General features: G+C 49.7%; 16 protein-coding genes. 11 read left to right on the top strand and 5 right to left on the bottom strand.

The features are described from left to right. Nucleotides 1-13: 13 nt before the first annotated feature. The 3 genes from GCU39_RS29755 to sspI all read right to left on the bottom strand — a co-directional run bounded on the left by GCU39_RS29755 (nucleotide 14) and on the right by sspI (nucleotide 2,541). Nucleotides 14-1,378 carry an ABC transporter permease gene (locus tag GCU39_RS29755; RefSeq protein WP_152396771.1) on the bottom strand — a complete coding sequence of 455 codons (1,365 nt, stop codon included), beginning with the start codon at nucleotides 1,376-1,378 and terminating at the stop codon, nucleotides 14-16. Further along, nucleotides 1,375-2,073, bottom strand: a complete 699-nt coding sequence (locus GCU39_RS29760; RefSeq protein ID WP_152396772.1) for an ABC transporter ATP-binding protein — start codon at nucleotides 2,071-2,073, stop codon at nucleotides 1,375-1,377. Before GCU39_RS29760 ends, GCU39_RS29755 begins: the two co-directional genes overlap by 4 nt. Before the next feature lie 237 nt (nucleotides 2,074-2,310). Continuing rightward, on the bottom strand, nucleotides 2,311-2,541 hold the full coding sequence (gene sspI, locus GCU39_RS29765; protein ID WP_152396773.1) for a small acid-soluble spore protein SspI: 231 nt from the start codon (nucleotides 2,539-2,541) through the stop codon (nucleotides 2,311-2,313). A gap of 194 nt (nucleotides 2,542-2,735) precedes the next feature. Between sspI and GCU39_RS29770 the strand changes: the two genes are divergently transcribed. The 7 genes from GCU39_RS29770 to GCU39_RS29800 all read left to right on the top strand — a co-directional run bounded on the left by GCU39_RS29770 (nucleotide 2,736) and on the right by GCU39_RS29800 (nucleotide 10,938). Continuing rightward, nucleotides 2,736-3,401 (top strand): potassium channel family protein, encoded by a 666-nt coding sequence (locus GCU39_RS29770; protein WP_152396774.1) that lies wholly within the window; start codon nucleotides 2,736-2,738, stop codon nucleotides 3,399-3,401. A gap of 7 nt (nucleotides 3,402-3,408) precedes the next feature. Beyond that, a complete protein-coding gene (locus GCU39_RS29775; RefSeq protein ID WP_152396775.1) occupies nucleotides 3,409-4,200 on the top strand; it encodes a TrmH family RNA methyltransferase in 792 nt (263 codons plus the stop codon). Between the two features lie 160 nt (nucleotides 4,201-4,360). Beyond that, a complete protein-coding gene (locus GCU39_RS29780; protein ID WP_152396776.1) occupies nucleotides 4,361-6,181 on the top strand; it encodes a cache domain-containing sensor histidine kinase in 1,821 nt (606 codons plus the stop codon). A gap of 13 nt (nucleotides 6,182-6,194) precedes the next feature. Further along, a complete protein-coding gene (locus tag GCU39_RS29785) occupies nucleotides 6,195-7,529 on the top strand; it encodes a response regulator (RefSeq protein ID WP_152396777.1) in 1,335 nt (444 codons plus the stop codon). Nucleotides 7,530-7,644: 115 nt separating this feature from the next. Continuing rightward, the gene (locus GCU39_RS29790; RefSeq protein ID WP_321575613.1) at nucleotides 7,645-8,502 is read left to right on the top strand and encodes a carbohydrate ABC transporter permease; all 858 of its coding nucleotides are present in this window, start codon (nucleotides 7,645-7,647) and stop codon (nucleotides 8,500-8,502) included. A gap of 1 nt (nucleotide 8,503) precedes the next feature. Next, a complete protein-coding gene (locus GCU39_RS29795) occupies nucleotides 8,504-9,376 on the top strand; it encodes a carbohydrate ABC transporter permease (RefSeq protein ID WP_152396779.1) in 873 nt (290 codons plus the stop codon). A 125-nt stretch (nucleotides 9,377-9,501) separates the two neighbouring features. Further along, a complete protein-coding gene (locus tag GCU39_RS29800; RefSeq protein ID WP_152396780.1) occupies nucleotides 9,502-10,938 on the top strand; it encodes an ABC transporter substrate-binding protein in 1,437 nt (478 codons plus the stop codon). Between the two features lie 61 nt (nucleotides 10,939-10,999). Here GCU39_RS29800 and GCU39_RS29805 read toward each other — a convergent pair whose 3' ends face one another. Further along, nucleotides 11,000-11,395 (bottom strand): DUF8817 family protein, encoded by a 396-nt coding sequence (locus tag GCU39_RS29805; protein ID WP_152396781.1) that lies wholly within the window; start codon nucleotides 11,393-11,395, stop codon nucleotides 11,000-11,002. 153 nt (nucleotides 11,396-11,548) lie between these two features. On the opposite strand from GCU39_RS29805, the gene GCU39_RS29810 reads away from it, so the two are divergent. The 4 genes from GCU39_RS29810 (at nucleotide 11,549) to yunB (ending at nucleotide 19,888) form a co-directional block, all read left to right on the top strand. Beyond that, entirely contained in the window at nucleotides 11,549-14,065 is a 2,517-nt protein-coding gene (locus GCU39_RS29810; RefSeq protein ID WP_152396782.1) for a GH39 family glycosyl hydrolase, read from the top strand. A gap of 204 nt (nucleotides 14,066-14,269) precedes the next feature. Continuing rightward, nucleotides 14,270-15,502: a PTS sugar transporter subunit IIC gene (locus GCU39_RS29815; protein ID WP_152396783.1), complete on the top strand. Its 1,233-nt coding sequence runs from the start codon at nucleotides 14,270-14,272 to the stop codon at nucleotides 15,500-15,502. A 19-nt stretch (nucleotides 15,503-15,521) separates the two neighbouring features. Next, nucleotides 15,522-17,798 carry a beta-glucosidase gene (locus GCU39_RS29820; RefSeq protein ID WP_152396784.1) on the top strand — a complete coding sequence of 759 codons (2,277 nt, stop codon included), beginning with the start codon at nucleotides 15,522-15,524 and terminating at the stop codon, nucleotides 17,796-17,798. A gap of 1,244 nt (nucleotides 17,799-19,042) precedes the next feature. Beyond that, nucleotides 19,043-19,888: a sporulation protein YunB gene (gene yunB / locus GCU39_RS29825; RefSeq protein ID WP_152396785.1), complete on the top strand. Its 846-nt coding sequence runs from the start codon at nucleotides 19,043-19,045 to the stop codon at nucleotides 19,886-19,888. A gap of 16 nt (nucleotides 19,889-19,904) precedes the next feature. Here the strand turns inward: yunB and GCU39_RS29830 are convergent, their stop codons facing one another. Beyond that, on the bottom strand, nucleotides 19,905-21,008 hold the full coding sequence (locus GCU39_RS29830; RefSeq protein WP_152396786.1) for a M23 family metallopeptidase: 1,104 nt from the start codon (nucleotides 21,006-21,008) through the stop codon (nucleotides 19,905-19,907). Between the last annotated feature and the right edge of the window lie 72 nt (nucleotides 21,009-21,080).

The following is a 21,080-nucleotide window of genomic DNA, read 5'->3' on the forward strand; positions in this document are numbered from 1 at the left end:
ATTCGTTCGTATTCTAGTCTCGTTTGATGGCTGTTAGAGCATCCGTTCTCGATGCGCTGATCGCAGGATAAATCCCCGATAAGACACCGGTTAGGACAGCGAAGAATATACCGACGCCCAGAATCCATGTGGAGATAAACAGGATGCTCCGGTCTCCGCCTTCGGTTGCCATGAGGAGCGCATTAATTCCCCAGACGACCCAATAGGAAAATAGAATGCCGAACACGCCGCCTACAAGGCCGAGGAGTGCTGATTCTACGATAAACATGTTGCGAATCTGCGCGAGGTTCGCCCCAAGCACCTTCATAATCCCGATTTGTCTGCGCCGCTGATAGGTCGACATGGTCATGGCTACGACAATGGATATCGATGCAATGAACAAGACGAATAACCCGACACCAAGCGCAACCGTACGTACAATGGCGAATTGTTCAGCGAGTCGATCCTGCTGATGCAAGTTGTTCTGCGGCGATAACCTTAATTTCTTGATGGTCTTATCGAGCGACTCGACATTTTTAATATCATCGACTTTGACGACGGCTTTGTTGAATTCCACGCTTAGCTCTGGAGGAAGTCCAGTACTAGGACGTGCTGCTTTCATTAAATCCGTAATCTGATCCGCTAGTGCATGCGAGATATAAGCATCCTTCATCCAGGAGACTTGGTTATCCGATACGCCAGACGGCTTATCAAGAACGCCAACGACCCGCAACGGGATTTCGACGATTTTGGGGTTATTGAGATCTTGGGTGACGTCGATCTTCAGTTTCAATTGCTTCTGGTAGAGCGGTGTCACAATTTTATCCATCTCACGGAACTGTTCCCAGAGCGCTTCATCATTCGGATTAGCCCGGATTTGCTTGTCCCGTGCTTCCATCGCTTCTTGATCCATCAGCCCCATCATCGCCCCATAACTAAGCACGACGGTATTTTCTTGTTCGGAGATGCCGCCTTGTTTGAACTTGTTATCGAACGCTTCGAGCGATTCCAGATTGGTCGCCGTTAATTCTAGACGCCCTTCTTTGTTCTCATCGACGCTGAATCCGAAATTACCGATGCTTTTATAGGTCCCAACGGCTTTGACATGCGGAAGCTGCGCAATAATATTGAGCTTTTGCTTCGTGATGACGCCACGGTCTGATTCGGAAGAACTGCTGTCTTGCGACTTGGAGTCCGTCTCATTCATGATCGTTATCTCATCGATCTTGAGAAAAGAATTCACCTGCTCTTGCGCATACTGCTGCGCCGATTCCCCTAGGGACAGGGCGACGATAATCGCAGCCGAACCGATGGCGATCCCGATGGTACACATCGCCGTAACGACCTTTCTTCGTTTGAGCTGATCCCAACCAATGCTAATATAATCGCGAATTCTCATGATGTGACTTGACCTCCCGTCTCCACCGACTGGTCGATCAAATAGCCATCCCGCAATTGAATGATTCGTTTCGTCCGATCTGCTACTTCCTTCTCATGCGTAACGATGACGAAGGTCAGCTGCAGCGATTGATTCAATTCAACGAGCAGGTCGATGATCTCGTTCTCTGTCTTCGTATCCAAGTTCCCCGTAGGTTCGTCTGCGAATACGATCGATGGCATCGTAATTAACGAACGCGCGATACTTACACGCTGCTGCTGTCCGCCGGAGAGCTGGGAAGGGAACATCTCCGTCTTGTCTTTGAGTCCGACTTTCTCGAGCAGCGAGAGCGCTCTTTCTTTGCGGCTGTTAGGCTTGACCCCCTGGAATACAAGAGGAAGCTCCACATTTTCGCGTACGGTCATATGCGAGATTAGCTCATACGCTTGAAAAATAAAGCCAATGTTCGTCCGCCGGAATTCAGCGAGTTTATTTTCGTTCATTTTCTCGATGGCTTGCCCCGCAATCAAAATGGTACCTTCCGTCGGTTTCATCAGACCTGCCATCAAGTTGAGCAGCGTGGACTTACCAGAACCGGAACTGCCGAGCAATGCGACGATCTCGCCTTTATGTATGGTGAAATTAATGTCTCTGAGGACTGGTGTGTCTTCGCTTCCATTGCGAAAGACGTGGGATAAATGTTCTACACGCAGCAAGATGCAGCCTCCTTTCTAGTATGGTGCTATAGGGTTAGACGATGAGTCTACCAATATCCCCTTCATCCCCCTATAAGGTTGTTCACAGAAGTATCCGTTGAACGTATAACTTAAACACTATACTAGAACGTATCAGAACGCTTTTCGTTTCTCTTTTCTTCCAATTTGAATCATAGAATTGTGATAAACATGTGAAAAAACAAAACCTTTCCCATCAAGGGAAAGGTTCGTGATGATCTACGAGTGAGCAGGGGCGTCGGAGGAGAGCTTTTCTTGCAGCGCATGAATAAGCTCATCATGTGTCTTGTCGTCGACTTGTTTCCAGATCAGTTCGAATAACACGCCAAGCCCCGGAAGTGCCTTCTCGTCATAATCAATGGAATCCTCAATCATGTCGGCAATCTCGGCATCGGTCTTATTCTGTACTTTACGGAGAATCGCTTGTCGCAAATCCAGTGTTATACCCATGTACTTGCACCTCCAGAGTGGATTCTTGAGTACTATGCCCAAGCCGCTTATGAATGATTCCCTAAGAAATTGTACAATTTGAGGTAGTTCATAACATGTTGAAAAGTTGACTTTTTGAACCCATACTTTCATGCGTTCCGAGGTTGTGTGGTATAATAATCACTATTGAGATTTCAACGGGGAAGGTGACAGGCGTGGCGAAGAAACAATTTGCAGTCATTGGCATGGGGCGTTTCGGTTCAAGTGTGGCTCGTGCTATTAGCGATATGGGGTTTGAGGTTCTAGCAATTGATAGTGATGAAGGCCGTGTTCAGGATATCGTCAATATCGTGACACATGCCGTATCTGCCGACTCGACGGATGAAGAAGCGTTGAAAGCGCTCGGGATACGTAATTTCGATGTGGTCGTCGTCTCGATTGGACAAGATATCCAATCCAGCATCCTGACTACTTTGATTCTAAAAGATCTTGGTGTACCAAGAATTATTGTGAAGGCGCAGAATGAATTGCACGGGAAAGTACTCAATAAAATCGGAGCGGATAAAGTCATTTATCCGGAGCGGGATATGGGATTGCGCGTTGCGCATCATCTCGTCTCTCCGAACATTATGGATTTCATTGAATTGTCCAGCGATCATAGTATTATCGAGATGCAGGCGGTACCGCAAATGATCGGCAAGAACTTGAAGCAATTGGACGTTCGTGCCAAATTCGGCTGTAACGTGATGGCGATCAAGAACAACGGGAAAATGAATATTTCCCCCAATGCGGATGATAACATTAAATCCGATGACATCCTCATAATCGTTGGGGCGAACAAGGATCTCCAGAAGATGGAGATTCATTATGCGAATGGGTGAGGGGAACATGGAGATCACATCTGTACAGAATCCGCGTGTCAAGCAATGGGCGCAGCTTCTGGAGAAAAAAACACGAGATAAAGAACACAAATATATTATTGAAGGCATTCACTTAGTTCAGGAAGCACTGATCTCAGACGCCCCTGTGGAATGCATTGTCTACAGCATGGAGCAGGGCATGCCTGCGGACATCGAAAAGCTCACGGCATCGCATCTGGATGTGGAGTGGATTGGCGTGACGGAAGCGATCATCGCCAAATGCAGCTCGACGGAGACGCCACAACCCGTCTTCGCCATCGTACACAAGCAAAGCTCAGACATGGGTGCATTAATGGAACAAGAGCATGCGCTCGTTGTTGTCGTCGATGGTGTCCAAGATCCGGGCAATCTGGGCACGATCATTCGCAGCGCGGATGCCGTGCTCGCCGATGCGGTCATCCTTGGGAAAGGCACCGTTGACCTCTACAATCCGAAGACGATTCGGGCGACGATGGGCTCGATGTTCCATCTGCCGGTACTCGAAGGCAATCTGCACGAGCTATTGCCTGCCGCGAAGCGGAGCGGGGCACGGATTGTCAGCACGAGCTTGCAGGCGGAGCACACCTGTTATGCGTACGATTTCCGTCCGTCGACATGGTTGCTCGTCGGGAATGAAGGCAAGGGCGTATCGGCTGCGGTCGAGGCTTATGTCGACGACCGAATTATTATTCCGATGCCGGGTCGCGCGGAATCGCTGAATGTGGCGATGGCGACGTCGGTATTGCTGTATGAGGCGCTGAGACAACGTCGGTATACATAGCACTTTCATATTGTGATCTTATCCAAGAGCGCTGCTGCCAGCCGCGCTCTTCTTCATGTGATGAAGTATCATAACAACACACATGAGAAACATAGATTTGCACCTACGATCAGCGGCCGAATGTGCTACAATGGATGCACAATTGCAGGAGGTGGGCCGTGTGAAATCACGGATGGTAAATCCGTTGACCAAGATGAAAGTCAAATACCAGCTCATCTTATTATTCCTCGTCATGGTAGGTCCGATCTTCCTGCTGCATGCTTATGGCAACACGAAGGCCGAGCAGATTCTAAAGCGGCATGTGACCAATGCCTATATCGAGCTGAACAAGATGAATGTGATGCTTATTGACCGCAACATTGAAAGCGTTAACAAAATCACAACAACCATTATTCAGAATCCAATCACCCAGCGGCTTGTGCCGGATGCGAGAGATGCTGTCATCGCGCGTGTAAATCAATACGATGAGATGGTGAAGCTGCTCGCCAGTTATTCGCTCGGACAGAACGGGGGCAGCAATGTGAACTATTCGCTCTACGTATATGATCCGGAGGATTTGTATTTTTTTGCGCCGAAATTTCAATATACGCTTAGCGGTGTGTATTTCTTCTCTGATCAGGATGAACCGCCGTGGTTCCAAGAAGCGATTCAGAAAAAAGGAAAAGGTTATATGCGGATCGTTGACGCAACTGAAATGCTGCAGCCTCGCAAGACGCTCGCGTATGTCCGTGCGGTTAATATGGTTACGAACGGCAAGAAAGTGATCGGGGTACTCGTAGCGACCCAGATGGATCATGAAATTGGCGCATCGCTGCAATCCATTTCCTTGCCGGGCGGGGAAATCTACTACCTGAACCGGGATAATGAGGTACTCGCTTCGACGGTACCTAGCCAGTTCGGCCATGTCATTCACGTACCGGAGCCGACGGATGAGACGTTCGACGTGAGTGAGCATACATATCATTTCATTGATGATCAGTTTATCTATGTTGTCAAAATTAGCGATACACTCGGGCAGAAGCTGCTCTACAAGGTTCCGGTGAACCTGCTCTTGCAACAGCAGAGCGAATTGAAGCAACTCATTCAATACATGTCCATCACGTACACCGTCGTGGTTTGTATTTTCATGATGTATTTCTGGCGCTCGATTATGAGGCCGCTGCAGAAGCTGGCGATTTTCGTACGCCGATACGAGCCAGGCAAACTCATCCCGTCGACGCCGTTCCGCGAACGCAAGGATGAGGTCGGTGTCTTGGTCCATGCCATGTATGAGATGGCGAACCGATTGAATACGCTCATTACTTATAAATATCAGATGGAGATCAAGCAGAAGGAAGCGCAGTTGCAAATCCTCTATCAGCAGATCAATCCGCACCTGCTCTACAATACGCTGGAGAGCATCTATTGGAAGTGCACGATGGAAGGTAACGCTGAATCGGCTGAGATGATCAAGGAATTGTCGAAGCTGATGAAAATCGGCTTAAGCCGCGGCCGGGAGCTCATCCGGTTCGAGGAGGAACTAGAGCATGTGGCAGCCTATATTCGCTTGCAGCAGAAACGGTACGACGACCAGTTCCAAGTACGCTGGGACATCGAACCGGGGCTTGCGCACCACCTGATCCCCAAAATTACGCTGCAGCCTTTAGTAGAGAATGCGATGATTCATGGTGTTCGTCAGATGGAAGAAGACGGCGAGATTAACATCATAGCTCGCGCGGAAGCAGACTATGTGGAGATTCGAGTCGAAGACAATGGCTACAAGACGGTCGATTTCGATGCAATCACGAGGCTCTTAACGTCGGAAGAATCGAATCCGAAGCTGGGCTTCGGCATCCGCAATATCCATCAGCGCATCCAGCTTCATTTCGGCGCAGCTTACGGCATTCACTACCGCGCTAGAGAAGGCGGCGGGACGACCGTGACGATTCGCATTCCTCTGACCCCAATCGAGATGGATGGTTCGATAGACAAGCAAGCATAAGGGAGGAGTCATCATGTATAACGTATTGATTGTTGACGATGAACCATTGATTTGCAAAGGGCTTAGCGGCTTGCTAGCCTCTACGGGACTACCTATTCAGAGCATTTATACGGCACATAGCGGGCACGAGGCATTGGATTATTTGCGGATGGAGGAGATTCATCTCTTAATTACCGACATTCAGATGGGCGCAATGAGCGGGATCGAGCTGATGCATCAAGCCAAAATGCTCAATCCTGCGATTGAAGCGATCATTATATCAGCCCATGAGACGTTCCAATATGCGCAGCAGGCGATTCGACTCGGCGCGAAGGATTACCTGGTCAAGCCGCTCAATGAGAACTTGCTGCTTGATTCCGTCCGAGATGCGCTGTTGAAATCTTCGCACAGACGGCCTTCCTTGGACGAGACGTTCTCACTGCTCGCCGATTCCGACCATTTCCATATGGAGGAGCCGCTGCAGGATCGAATGTCTTTGCTGGCCGAATTGATTAAGGAGCCGTCTACCTTCATAGAACCATTGGCACAAACGCTGCAACTGGAGGAGCTCAAGCTCCGAGGGCCTTATTTTGCGATTCTCACGATCCGGTTGGATCTATCGAAGCGTAAGGCGGAGCGTGAAGTCACCCCGGCTGATCTCGGCCTGCTGCATTATGCTTCGTTGAATATGATCGAGGAGCTGATGCGGGACGATTGGCAGCATATCGCCTTCTATACGGAACAGGAGATTCATGTCATCGTGCAATGGGATGAAGAGGCCTATCAAGATACTGGCATCCCAAAAATTCATCATCTGGAGATGCTGGGGCGCACCATTCATGCCAGCATTCTAAAATATTTGGGCTTGTCTTGCGTCGTAGGCATCAGCCAGATTCTACGCGGTGTATCTTTCCTTGGGGTATTAAGCGAACAAGCGCACAAGGCCATTAGCTGGAATCAGCAGCACCGGGATCATTACGTGTTCTATTACGGAAATTTTCATTGGTCGCAGTATGATCGCGAAGAACCGACGGAGGATGAACTGCATCAGCAGAACAACAGCATCGTGGAACAAGCAAAAGCTTTCATTGACGGGAATTATGCGCAGAAGGGGCTTACGCTGCATGAGGTTGCGCAGAAGAACCACGTCAGTCCGAATTATCTCAGTTACCTGTATAAGAAGTTCACGGGCTACAATCTCTGGGAGTATGTCATTAAACTGCGGATGGAGGAGAGCAAGCGACTGCTGCTCCAGACGGATTTGCGAAGATATGAAATTTCGGAGCGGGTAGGCTACGAATCCCCTGAGCATTTCAGCAAAATATTCAAAAAATATTATGGCATGAGTCCAAGCGAAGTGAAGAAGTAATATCAGCCATCATCTGCATAGTTCTGCACCTATCCCCGGGTCCGCTTCTTTCCTACAATGAGTGAAACGACACTACACGTAAGGGAGGAAGGGGACCCGTATGCGATTCACTGGCATGCTGCGCAAACATTTCTGGGGATATGCGTTTCTACTCCCAGCGGTGCTCCTATTTATCATTTTTCTATGGGTACCAATTATCAAAGGATTTGTGTATAGCTTCTATCACGTTGATTTTGTGAAAGGGAACACCTACGTCGGCTTCGACAATTACAAGACAGTCTTCTCTGATCCAGACGTCGGCAAGGCGATCAAGAACAGCTTCTATTATATGGTCTTGTGCCTTCTCTTCGGTTTCTGGGTACCGATTGTTTTCTCAATTGCCATCTCGGAGCTTAAGAAATTTCAGGGCGCGGTTCGCGTAGCGGCTTATCTACCCTATGTCGTACCCATCGTCGTATTGTACGGGCTATGGCGCTGGATGTACGATCCGGTCGGTCCGATCAATGCGCTCTTAACGACGCTTGGTCTCGATCAAATTGCCTTCATGACAGATACCAAGTGGTCGATGATTTCCCTCGTACTGATGGAGACTTGGCAGCAATTCGGATCGGCGATGCTCATCTATCTCGCAGCGGTGCTCAGTATTCCGCGGGACTGGTACGAAGCAGCCGAGATCGACGGGGCAGGCGTCTGGGCCCGGATTCGGCACATTACATTGCCTTCGATGCGCAATTTGATTCTCTTGATGTTAGTCCTTCAGCTCATCGGAACCTCTCAAGGCTATCAATCGCAGCTTGCGATGCTGGATGGCGGGCCGAATAATGCGACATTAACGTATGCGCTGCTCATTGTTAAGTACGCCTTCAACAAGCTCGATTATGGGGTAGCGACGGCATTAGGCGTATTGATGTTTATCGTGTTAGGGCTGCTCGCGACGTTGCAGTTCCGATTGCAGAATAAGGAGGAGAACTAAGATGAAGCAGATGGAGCGCGGGATCTTATCCTCTTACGATTTTAAACGAACCTCTACCAAAATAGGCTACGCGATCATGGTGCTCATGCTTGTGGGGATGGCGTTTACGATGCTCTACCCGATTGCGGTGACGATGCTGAACGGGTTCAAGACGAACGCGGAAGTGAACTCCTTCCCGCCGAAGTTTCTCCCGACGACATGGGAATTCGACAACTTCTCGAAAGGATGGAACTATATCGATCTCACCGTTTTCCTGAAGAATACGTTATTCATTTTCATCGGCAATATGGTTGTCACGGTTTTCGTGCTTGGGCTCGCTTCTTATAGCTTGTCGCGGCTACGCGTGCCGTATCAGCGGTACATTCAGTTCTTCTTCATGGTGACGTTATTCATCCCGGCGGCAAGCTATATGATTCCGAGCTTCGTGAACTTAAAAGAACTTGGGCTGCTGAACAGCTATGCGGCATTCTGGCTGCCAGCGGGCGCGAATGCGTTCTTCCTTCTACTGCTCAAGAGCTTCTTCGACGGCGTTCATATGGAGCTGCTCGAAGCGGCGCGGATCGATGGTGCTTCGGAGGTAGGGACCTTCGTCCGCATAGCGCTTCCGTTATCGATTCCGATCTTCGCAACGCTGGCGATCTTCGTCTTCTCGACGGCATGGAATGACTGGTTCTGGCCATCGCTTGTCATGCATTCTGAAGATAAATATCCACTTGCGACGGCGATGTACAAATACGTCATTAATGTGCGGCGGCTGGATACGAATATTAAGTTCGCGATCCTCTTCATGGTCATGGTTCCGCCGATCATCGTGTTCCTCGTATTTCAGAAGTACATCATGCGGGGACTTCATTTAGGCGGTGTCAAAGGATAGGCGGGTGTGCGCAGCATCGTAGAGTTGCACATGAACCTTCATAAGATCACACATCGGCAGGTGCGATCAGCTCGATTATGATGAAGGTGTTAACAATATCCATATAGGAAAGAAGGGGCGTTCCCATGCGAAAGGTTTCGTTATTATTGATGTGTCTCTTAGTCGTAAGTACGATGTTGGCAGCTTGCGGCAGCGGCAGTTCCACCAAAGTAGAGAGTAAGGATCCGGGTACGGCTTCCAACAATACGACAACAACGGATACAACGAAGACAGAGGATCCGGCAGCGCAGAAAGTGACGATCAAGATCCATTATCCAACACCGGATTTGGTCGAGAAACGGGCAGCAGAAGATGAGAAGATCAAGCGATTCCAAGAGAAGTATCCCAATGTGGATATCGTGAAGGATGACTGGCAGTACAATGTCAGCGAGATCGGCGTCAAAATGGCGGCGAATGAAGCGCCAACGTTCTTCAATACGTACGCGACAGAAGCTAAGTTCTTAATTGAAAAGGGCTGGGCGGCAGATATTACCGAGCTCTATAACCAGTACGCCCATAAAGATGAGATTAACCCGATTCTTCAGAACCAATTCATTATCGATGGCAAAGTGTACGGTGTTGCACAGCAAGGATATGTGAACACCACGATGATCAACAAGAAGCTGCTTGACGACAAGAAAGTAGCAGTCCCTCCATTCGACTGGACTTGGGACGATATGCTGAACACAGCGAAGGGCGTCGCCGATCCGAAGAAAGGCATTTCCGGTATCGCGCCAATGGGCAAAGGTAACGAAGCGGGCTGGAACTGGACGAATTTCTTGTTCGAAGCCGGCGGCGAAATCCAGAACGTCGATTCGAAAGTCAATGCGACATTTAATTCTGAAGCAGGTCTGAAAGCATTAGAATTCTATAAAAAATTACGCTGGGAAGCGAACGCCATCCCACAAGACTGGGCACTCGGTTGGGGGGATGCTGTAGGGTCCTTCGCGCAAGGCAGAACGGCGATGGTGATGGCTGGTTCGGATGGCGTTGTCGATCAAGCGTTGAACCAAGGCGGTCTGAAGCCGGAGGACGTCTTGACGTATCCAATGCCTGCAGCGGAGAAAGGCGGCAAGCATACAGGCGTTCTTGGCGGTGATTATCTCGTCGTCAATCCAAATGCGAGCAAGGAAGAGCAAGAAGCAGCGTTCAATTATATTACCTTCGATTATTTCTCTGACAAAGGGCTAGAGGCGCTTGAAGCAGATATTCAAGCACGGAAAAAAGACAACAAATTCTTCGTACCGCCGCTTATTAACTACTATGCAGCAGAATCTGAATATGGCAAGAAGGTCAAAGCTATCTATGATAAGTACGATAACGTCTACCAATACAATCCTGATATTCTAAGCGTGTTGGACGGCAAACCTGAAGCGCAGTACAATACGCAGGATTACTACGCGACGATGACGAACGTGATTCAGCAGGTATTCTCGGATAAGAACACGGATCTGAAGGCACAGCTTGATACCGCGGCGAAGCTCGTACAAGAGAAATATTTCGATCCAATCAAAGTACAATAAGGCATGACAGAAAGACTGGATATGACCGGCACGCGCCGTTCGTTATCCAGTCTTTTTATTATCAATTCCCGCGGACACGGGGATCGTATCGCAGCGAGATGCGTTGCCACGATTCTTGCCCGGTGTCGTTGTCTTGCATCAACGAGCGGATCTTCTCATGCATGGCCTGCGGAGCCTCGCCGTTCCGTTCGATATGCAGATCGATGGCAACGAGCAAAATTTTGGCTAAGTCTAATGCATCAGCTTGGATGGAATGTATGTCCGAAGGGAAAAATTTCTCTAACATCTTGCTCGAAATGCGAGGAAGTCCGGTTCGCGGGATTTTCCCTGTGGCGCTTTTCACATTCGAAGTCATTGGGCGCGTAATCCATTCCACGGTCTCGAACCCTAATTGTTCATAAAAGGCAACTTGTTCTTTGACTGACTGGCACGGCAGAATCGGAATGATTCGATTCATGACATTCCACCTTTCCTCTTGCAGAAGATTTCGCGTATACTCCAATCGTACAACATTCATGCAAATGGTAAGGTTTGACGTAGGAATGGTGGTTGTTCGCGAGGAAAAGAACAGGAACCCGCTATATACTTTAATCCGAGGAGGGAATCCGCCATGGGATATTATTACGAATTTATTGAACATCAGGACGACCTGCCGATTCGGCTGTTCGTGAACAGTGTGGCGCATGTACTTTTTCATTGGCATAAAGAAATCGAAATTATCTATGTGCTGCAAGGCGCAGTGACGATCCATCTGGATCAACGGCAATACGTACTGAACCAAGACGATGTCATTGTCGTTAATAGCATGTCGGTACATCAAATTGAACGGACAAGCCAAGATAATGTCCTATTGACGCTGCAGTTCAATCCAGAGCTGATGGATGATCACGCGGTCATCGAATGTAACTCGCTGCATCAGACCCCCGAGAATCTTCGGCATTATGACCGTATCCGCAGCGCGCTTGCGCAGATGGCTTGGGAATCCAGCAAAAAAGCGCAGGGCAGCCGCAATTATTCACTTGGTCTACTTCAGATTCTGGCAGGTCATTTGCTGCGTTATTTCTCTACGCTGCGCAGTGATACTTCACGGGAAGATGTGAAGGCTTATGATTATCAACGGTTGAATCGTATTTTGCAGTATGTGGACAAGCATTATTCAGAGAAAATCACGCTGCAATCGATGGCGGATCATGAGCATTTAAGTCTGCATTATTTCTCGCATTTTTTCAGCGACAAGATCGGGATTCCTTTTCAGAAATATTTGACGCAGGTTCGTCTCGAGAAGGCCGTTGCCGAATTATCGGATACGCACAAGAAGCTGACAGAGATCGCGCTTGATTGCGGGTTCGCGAACGTGAAGCTGTTCAATAAATATTTTAAAGAGAAATATGATTGTACGCCGGGTGCGTTCCGAGAAGCATTGTCGACGTCCGAACAGCGGGAGGATTCGAACCGAAAACCGCTTACTTATGAGGAGTCCTCCAGCGGGGATTATTATGAGACGGACACGATTCAGGCGATGGCGTCGCTGTACCGCTATTTGGAGCGGAACGAAGAAGGCGCAACGATGTTGGACACGACCGATGTCGTTCACGAACAGATCGATATTCATGTTCAGCAGGAGAAGGCCGGCCGGCCTTACCCAAGGCCGTGGAGTCGGGTCACGACAGCCGGACGGGCCATCGAAGGACTACGGGTCGATTGGCAGACGCAATTTACAGAGCTTCAGCGTAAACTCGCCTTTAGCCATATTCGGTTCCATGGCATCTTCAACGATGAGATGATGATCTATCGGGAGACGGAAGCGGGCGAGCCGGTCTATAACTGGGCGTATGTGGATAAACTCTATGATTTCCTCTTGCAGTCGGGGATTCGTCCGTTCGTGGAACTTAGCTTCATGCCGACGCCCTTGCGCAGATCGCAAGAGACGATCTTCTGGTGGAAGGGCAATATATCACCACCTGCGGATCAGGATAAATGGAATGCGCTCGTGCGCGAGTTCATTTATCATTGCTTGAATCGTTATGGGATCGATGAAGTGCGGCAGTGGTATTTCGAGGTCTGGAACGAGCCGGATCTGTCAGGTGTCTGCTGGGCCGGGACGAAGGAAGAGTATTTCGAATTCTATGAGGCAACGGCTCGCACTGTAAAAGAGGTCGCAAGCGACCTACGGGTCGGAGGGCCAGCGCTCGGCTATGGTTCGCTCTGGAATGATACATGGGCGGATGAGTTCCTGACCTATTGCCGAACGCGAGAAGTGCCTATCGATTTCTTCTCGTTCCACGTCTATTCGGAATACCCGAATCTGAAGGCAGAGACGGACAAGCTGACGACGATGATGCCTCCGTCCTTCTACACCGATTCCGTTGAACGGGTACGTGCGCTGCTTCAAGATCATCGCATGTCTGACTTGGAACTGCACATGACGGAGTGGAATTTCTCGCTCTATGATCGCAATTATGTGCACGATACGATGTTTATGGCGCCGTTCGTCATCTTGCATGCGCTTCGGATGATGAATCAACTCACCTCGATCGCCTTCTGGTCGTTCACCGATGTATTCGAGGAGAGCCAACTGCCGGTTCCACCCTTCTACGGCGGATTTGGATTAATTAATCGGAATGGGCTGAAGAAACCAAGTTATTATGCGTTCGAGTTGTTGTCAAAGCTTGGTGAACAGCTGGTGGAGCAGGGGGATGGCTATGTCGTTACGCGCAGCGCAAGCGGTGATCTGCAAATCCTGATGTATCATTACGCGCATGTCGATCCGCTGTTCGCGAGCGGGGATTGGTCAGGATTCTCGGAGACGAACCGATACAGTATTTTCGAAGAGAAGGGGAGCAGGGCTTATCATGTGAGGGTTGAGCTGCAGTTTCCGATGAAGGTGATGACCTATCGCATGGACCGTGAGCATGGCTCCGTTTTCGATGAATGGGTAAGACTCGGTACGCCGGCCTATCCAACGGAAGAAGAAATGGAGTATTTGCACAAACGCAGCGGACCGGAAATTCGATTGGAGTTGATCGATCCGCAGCAGTCAAGCTTTGACTATGACCAGATGTATACCGTTCCGCCGCATGGTGTGCTGCTCGTGACGTTTCAGCGACAGTATGGCACAGGCATGTAATCGGCTGATACAACACCTCTATGGAAGGAGGTGTTTTTTTTGCTGTTTCAGTTCCGCAAGCAGAGGTCATTCTATGACAAGGGAGATCGAGAGGGCAAAAAACGATCCCATGGAAGGCAAGGAACAACAAGAAAGCGTTATCATCATCTTCTATACTGAGATTGTAGCTCAGACGAGCTGGAATATCCCTTGGGAGGAATGACTATGGATCGTCTAATGAAGTGGATGACAGAGAAGTTCGCGCCACGATTGGAAGCGATTACGAAGAATGTGTGGGTGGACTCCATTCAGGAAGCCATTATGGTCGCACTGCCGATGATTTTCATTGGTTCATTAATAACCTTGGTGTCGATACTCAAAGATTTTATTCCCGGCATGCCGGATTTGACGCCGATTTCAACGTTTAGCTTTGGTTTGTTAGGGGTATTTATTGCTTTCTTAACGCCATATATGGTCATGCAGAAGAAGGGACGCGACAAGATCAAGCTGATCGCAGGAGCGACAGGTTTATCTTTGTTCTTGATGCTGCTGAAACCAACGTTCCAGGATGATGGTTCTGTGCAGTTCATGATGGAACGTTTCGGCCCATCGGGGATGATCACCGCATTGCTGGTCGGGATTTTGGTTGCCTTGGTGATGACGGCGTTCCATAAGTTCTCTTGGTTCAAGAAGGACACCACGCTGCCTGAATTTATCGTTGATTGGTTCGATTTCCTCGTTCCGATCGCCGTCCTGTTAACCTTCGGGTGGGTGCTGATCTATCAGCTGCACTTCGATATTTTCGAGATGATCGTGGCGGTGTTCAAACCGCTCAATGCCATCAGCCAGACGCTGGCCGGCTTCGTATTATTCAACTTCATCGGCGTTGTGCTCTATTCCTTCGGCGTGAGCCCGTGGGTGATGACACCGATCTTTTATTCGATCTGGATTCCTGCAATTGAGCAGAATGCTTCGCTCGTGTCGCAAGGGTTGGACCCGGTGAACATCAACACGTTCGAGACGTTCTTCTCCGGTTGGGTAGGCGTTGGGGGACTTGGTGCGACGCTGCCGCTCGTGATCTGGTTCCTGTTCGCCAGATCGAAGAAACTGAAGTCCATCGGGCGAGCGACGATCGTGCCATCCTTGTTCAATATTAACGAGCCCGTCGTCTATGGCGCGCCGATTGCCTTTAACCCGATTCTGATGGTACCGATGTGGATCAACGGTTTGATCACGCCGATTCTTGTCTATTTGGTGCTGGATGCCGGCTGGGTCGCAATTCCGAGCAAGGTGTTCCAGCTGTGGTATACGCCAATCGGTTTATCGACCTTTATTTTGACAGGGTTCAAAGGATTGCTGCTGCTTGTCGTTGTGCTGCTCATCATATTCGTCGTATGGTTCCCGTTCTTCAAGGCCTATGACATGCAGGAGCTCAAGAAAGAACAATCCGCGGAGTAAAAAGAGGGAGGAAATCAACATGATGCAATCAACGGAGAAACTATTGGAGCGTATGACGCTGGAGGAGAAATCCACTTTTGTAGCGGGGTTAAATATGTGGATGACGAAAGGCTATGATCATCACGGCATTCCACCAATTCATATGTATGACGGAACGAACGGCATCCGGAAGACGAGCAGCGATGAGGAGATGGGCATTACAACGGAAAATATGCCTGCGACCTGTTATCCGACGGGGTCTGCCATCGGTTCCTCCTGGAATGTGGAGCTGCTCCATGAGATCGGGGTAGCGCTTGGCGTTGAGGGACGCGAGATGGGCGTGGAGCTGCTGCTCGGCCCTGGGATCAACATGAAAAGAACGCCGCTTGGCGGCCGTAACTTCGAATACTATTCGGAAGACCCTGTATTGTCAGGAGAACTGGGCGCGGCATTCATCAACGGCTTGCAGAGCCAAGGCGTCGGGGCGTCGGTGAAGCATTTTGCATGTAACAACCAAGAATACGAGAAGATGGTCACGAGTTCCGAAGTCGATGAGCGGACGCTGCGCGAGATTTATCTGGCGGCCTTCGAACGGATTGTGAAGAAGTCGAAGCCCTGGACGCTCATGTGCTCCTACAACTTGCTGAACGGTACGTATGCGAGTGAGAACGAGCATCTGCTCCATGATATTCTGCGCCGAGAATGGGGCTATGACGGCGTCGTCATTTCCGACTGGACGGCCGTCAATGACCGCATTCGCGGCTTGAAGGCAGGGCTCGATCTCGAGATGCCGGGGCCGGCTGCCTATAACGCAAAAGCAATTGTCGAGGCGGTGCAGAACGGCAGCTTGGAGGAGTCGACGCTGAATGCTTCCGTCGCACGATTGCTTGAGCTTGTGCGGAAGACGACAACGAATACGGAAGCCGTACAGGAGCAAGTGTCAATCGATTATCATGCATTAGCGCGCCGAGCCGCGGCAGAGAGTATCGTACTGCTCAAGAACGATAACCAAATATTGCCGATTCAGACGGAACAGGTGGGCAGCATGGCTGTCATCGGACGGTTTGCGAAGCAGCCGCGTATTCAAGGCGCAGGCAGTGCGGAAGTGACACCGACGCAGATCGATATTCCATGGGACGAGATGCAGAAGATCGCGGGCGGCGCTATCGAGATGACGTATGCGGAAGGCTATCCGCAGGATGATCGCATCGACGAGCAGATGATTCAAGAGAGTGTTGCGCTAGCGGCGAAGGCGGACCTCGCGGTCTTGTTCGTAGGGCAGCCTGCCTATGCCGAATCGGAAATGCATGATCTCGAAGGCATCGACCTGCCAGCGCACCAGGTGAAGCTGATCCAAGCCGTTGCAGCGGTACAGCCGCGCGTGATCGTGCTAACGAGCAGTGGTACGGCGCTTGCGATGCGTCCATGGGTACAACATGTGCCAGCGGTCGTTCACTACTGGCTTACAGGACAAGGCAGCGGCAGCGCGATAGCAGACATCCTGTTCGGACGCGTGAACCCATCCGGTAAATTGTCGGAGACGTTCCCTGTGAAGCTATCGGATAATCCGTCGCATATGCGTATTCGCGGTGAGAACGGTAAGCTGTATTATCGTGAAGGTTTGTTCGTTGGCTATCGCTATTACGATCGGAAGGAGCTTGCGCCGCAATTCCCATTCGGACATGGTCTTTCCTATACGACATTCAGTTATTCGGGGCTCAAGGCTGTGCAGCAAGTAGATGGGCAAGTGGCGGTCACTTTTACGATCGAGAATACGGGAACTGTTCATGGTCAAGAGGTTGTACAGGTGTATGTTCATGATGAGGAATGCAAATGGGTTCGTCCGGAAAAAGAACTGAAGGCTTTCGCTAAGATAGCGCTGGCGCCGGGTGAGAAGAAGGAAGTGTCCTTCTTGCTCGAAGAACGGGATTTCGCTTACTACAATACGAAATATAATCGTTGGGTCGCAGAGACAGGCTACTTCCAGATTCTAATCGGCAGCTCTTCACGTGACATCCGACTTCGTGAACGCTTGAATTGCGATTTCGGTATGGAAGAGGTATCGTTCCATAAATTCAGCCTCCTGAGCGATTGGATCAGCCACCCGATAGCCCGGGCGATTCTGGAGACGTGCCTTGCGGAGATGAATGAACACGTCACGGATAAAGTCATTCTCAACGAAGATTTTATCGGCTTCTGGGGGGATTTCCCGACGATCAAGATCTTCCAGATGTTCGGACAGACATGGCTAGTCGACAAGTCGCCAGATCAATTGATGGAAGAGCTGATTGCCCAGTTCGATGCTCAGCAGCAATAATGTAATGATGCCCCCTTACGGCGAACCGTAAGGGGGTTTTTGATAGGGGTGATGAACTGGCGGTAAGCGCATAAGCATCATTTTCGCAAGAATAAGCTTCTACGAATCGTTAGAGAGTGGACGTTCCCGCTAACGAATCGAGGTGAGCTTATTCGGCCGAAATGGCTTGCTTGGTTTCGAGTTCTAACGAATCGTGGGATCGTTATTTCGGCGAAATGTGCCTATTGGCAGGGCGAATAGCCAAAATAACATACTGTCGATCCGTTAGCCTCGCGCAAGCACGATTATCGCCAGAATAAGCTCTTACGATTCGTTAGAGAGCGCCCCCCGCTAACGAATCGAGGTGAGCTTATTCGGTCGAAATGGCGTGCTTTTAAGTTCTAACGAATCGTGAGTTCGTTATTGTGCCGAAATGCGCCTATTGGCAGGGCGAATAGCCCAAATAACGTACTGTCGATCCGTTAGCCTCGCGCAAGCACGATTATCGCCAGAATAAGCTCTCTACGAATCGTTAGAGAGTGGACGTTCCCGCTAACGAATCGAGGTGAGCATATTCGGTCGAAATGGCGTGCTTTTAAGTTCTAACGAATCGTGAGTTCGTTATTGTGCCGAAATGCGCCTATTGGCAGGGCGAATAGCCCAAATAACGTACTGTCGATCCGTTAGCCTCGCCCAAACATCATTTTCGCCAGAATAAGCTCTCTACGGTTCGTTAGAGAGCGGACGTTCCCGCTAACGAATCGAGGTGAGCTTATTCGGTCGAAATGGCTTGGTTTCGAGTTCTAATGAATCGTGAGTTCGTTATTGTGCCGAAATGCGCCTATTGGCAGGGCGAATAGCCCAAATAACGTACTGTCGATCCGTTAGCCTCGCCCAAACATCATTTTCGCTAGAATAAGCTTTCTACGGTTCGTTAACCAGCGGACGTTCCCGCTAACGAATCGAGGTGAGCTTATTCGGTCGAAATGGCTTGGTTTCGAGTTCTAACGAATCGTGAGATCGTTATTTCGGAGAAATGTGCCTATTGGCAGGGCGAATAGAGCAAATAACGTACTGTCGATCCGTTAGCCTCGCGCAAGCACGATTATCGCCAGAATAAGCTCTCTACGATTCGTTAGAGAGCACTCCCCGCTAACGAATCGAGATACTTCCAAAACTACGCACAGCCTGTTCTTCTTTTTATGGGCCATGCCGCATAAGCTGATAGAGTTAACGGTACGATGTGTCCCATAGGAGGAAGGCCTATGCTAATCAGGAAAGGGTGGCGAAGCAAGCCTACCCGTAAGCCCGGGAGCAAACGCAAACTGTTCTTTATTGCGCTGGTCGTATTTACACTTTTATCGCTGCAATCCTTGGTATTCTTGGAGAAAAACTTGAAGCCTCCGATTATGTCGCTTGCTAAAATCCGGATTAAGCAAATTGCAACGCAGGCGATTAACCAAGCGATCTCAGAGCAAATAGCCAGCGGCAGCAACTTCCAGAATCTGATTGATTGGAAAACGGATCGTGATGGCAAGGTCGCAGGATTTATGATGAATTACGCGGAGAATATGCGGATCACCTCACGAACCAAAGAAGTGGTCGAGGGGACCTTGAAGGACATGAAGGATCTCAATGAACATATTCCACTGGGGCAAGCGCTAGGCAGTGCCGTCATAGCTTCTTTCGGTCCGCAAATTCCAATCCGTCTAGAACCGCAAGGCGCTGTCAAAGTAGAGCTCAACACAAAGCAGCAGGATGCAGGCATCAATATGGTGCTGGTCGAGGTGTATATTCGAATTGTGGCGGAGGTCGCTATCATTATCCCATTCGATACGGAACCGGAAGTGGTCGAATCGAATATTCCAATCTCCTATATGATGGTGGTGGGCAATGTTCCGCAGTATTACTATGATAACAAAGGCAAAGCGATCGGAGATAACAGCGCGGGGGCTCCTAGTCTGGCGTTACCAAGTCTAAATACCCCTTCTTCGGAACAAGATGCGTCGAAAAAAGCCCAAGGCACGACGACGACGGTGATTACTGATCCACATGAACAATCCTCCGGGGTCTCGGTCGATGTGAACACGAATCATGAAGGCAAAAACTAAAAAAAGGCAAGCGACCTTACTGGTTGCCTGCCTTTTTTAATGCACGTCGTTCATCGTTCTCCCACTTGCGAAGGAGTGGATACGGGTCGAAGGACCATTCCGTCCATCCTCGATCACGGTAAATGCCATAATGCAGATGCGGAGGGAACTTCCCTTGCGTTCCAGGCTTCCCGTACCCTGAACTGCCCACCCAGCCGACAACCTGACCGGGCTTCACGAGATCTCCGACCTTCAGCGCTTTTTCGAATCCAGACAAATGCGCATAGTAGTGGTAATAATTACTCAGATCGCGAATGCCGACACGCCAGCCTCCGAAGGGGTTCCAGCCCTTCGTCTCGACGATGCCATAGCAAGTGCTGCGTACCGGCACGCCATATCTCGCGAAAATATCGGTGCCTTCATGGATTCGGTATCCTCCCCAGCTGCGTGAAGTACCCCATGTGCTGCGATACGAATAATCCGCATGCAGCGGGACAGGGAACGCATGCTCATCGAGGGCGCCATAGCCGAATGTCGCGTAAATGCTGGCGAATTGATTAATTCGCGTGACGGCATTTGAGTTATGGTAATAATTCCAGAGCCCGATGCTGAAATCGTCCGGTGACGTACCATAGCTGCTCACATAAGATGCAACGCTATAGAGAAGATCGAGATCATTGTTCGGATCCGCCAGTCCATCCCCAGACCCGTCCTTACCGATTCCGGAATAGATGGAGATCGATTTCGGATTCTGGTCTGCATAATCGGGATTGAGCCACCCACTCCAGGCAGGCTCTTGTACAGCGATGGCCGTAATGCGATTCGAAGCCTGTTGCTGGATCGCCGTCTCCGTCGATTTTGATTTTTTCTGAGTCTTAGCAATCGTACGTTCATATTGGTCAATGGCAGCCAATTGGTTCAAAGATAGACGTGTCTTGGCTTGAATATTGTCATAAATGATTTTTCGTTTACGGAGAATCTCTTCCTTCGATTCTGGCGGCGATGCTTGTTCAGCCCTGCCTTCAGCGTACGCTGATATGCGATGGGAAGTGATGTCGATGAAGACAATCGACAGACTGATTGCGGTTGTCGCAGCCAGACAACGTAAGCCGATCTGTATCGTTCGATGGTTCCAGAGCACAAACAGTTCCCTCCAATGTTTTTAACATATCATTAGGTTGAATCAAGGATGTTCATTTTATCCAAGCTAATT

Source organism: Paenibacillus guangzhouensis (assembly GCF_009363075.1).
GTDB classification, from domain to species: Bacteria; Bacillota; Bacilli; order Paenibacillales; family Paenibacillaceae; genus Paenibacillus_K; species Paenibacillus_K guangzhouensis.

What these genes read in the sequence shown, in the direction of transcription:
- GCU39_RS29785 (WP_152396777.1), top strand. Translation starts at nt 6,195, where the DNA reads ATGTATAACGTATTGATTGTTGACGATGAACCATTGATTTGCAAAGGG.
- GCU39_RS29805 (WP_152396781.1), bottom strand. Translation starts at nt 11,395, where the DNA reads ATGAATCGAATCATTCCGATTCTGCCGTGCCAGTCAGTCAAAGAACAA.
- GCU39_RS29775 (WP_152396775.1), top strand. Translation starts at nt 3,409, where the DNA reads ATGGAGATCACATCTGTACAGAATCCGCGTGTCAAGCAATGGGCGCAG.
- yunB (WP_152396785.1), top strand. Translation starts at nt 19,043, where the DNA reads ATGCTAATCAGGAAAGGGTGGCGAAGCAAGCCTACCCGTAAGCCCGGG.
- GCU39_RS29810 (WP_152396782.1), top strand. Translation starts at nt 11,549, where the DNA reads ATGGGATATTATTACGAATTTATTGAACATCAGGACGACCTGCCGATT.
- GCU39_RS29800 (WP_152396780.1), top strand. Translation starts at nt 9,502, where the DNA reads ATGCGAAAGGTTTCGTTATTATTGATGTGTCTCTTAGTCGTAAGTACG.
- GCU39_RS29755 (WP_152396771.1), bottom strand. Translation starts at nt 1,378, where the DNA reads ATGAGAATTCGCGATTATATTAGCATTGGTTGGGATCAGCTCAAACGA.
- GCU39_RS29815 (WP_152396783.1), top strand. Translation starts at nt 14,270, where the DNA reads ATGGATCGTCTAATGAAGTGGATGACAGAGAAGTTCGCGCCACGATTG.
- sspI (WP_152396773.1), bottom strand. Translation starts at nt 2,541, where the DNA reads ATGGGTATAACACTGGATTTGCGACAAGCGATTCTCCGTAAAGTACAG.
- GCU39_RS29795 (WP_152396779.1), top strand. Translation starts at nt 8,504, where the DNA reads ATGAAGCAGATGGAGCGCGGGATCTTATCCTCTTACGATTTTAAACGA.
- GCU39_RS29790 (WP_321575613.1), top strand. Translation starts at nt 7,645, where the DNA reads ATGCTGCGCAAACATTTCTGGGGATATGCGTTTCTACTCCCAGCGGTG.
- GCU39_RS29820 (WP_152396784.1), top strand. Translation starts at nt 15,522, where the DNA reads ATGATGCAATCAACGGAGAAACTATTGGAGCGTATGACGCTGGAGGAG.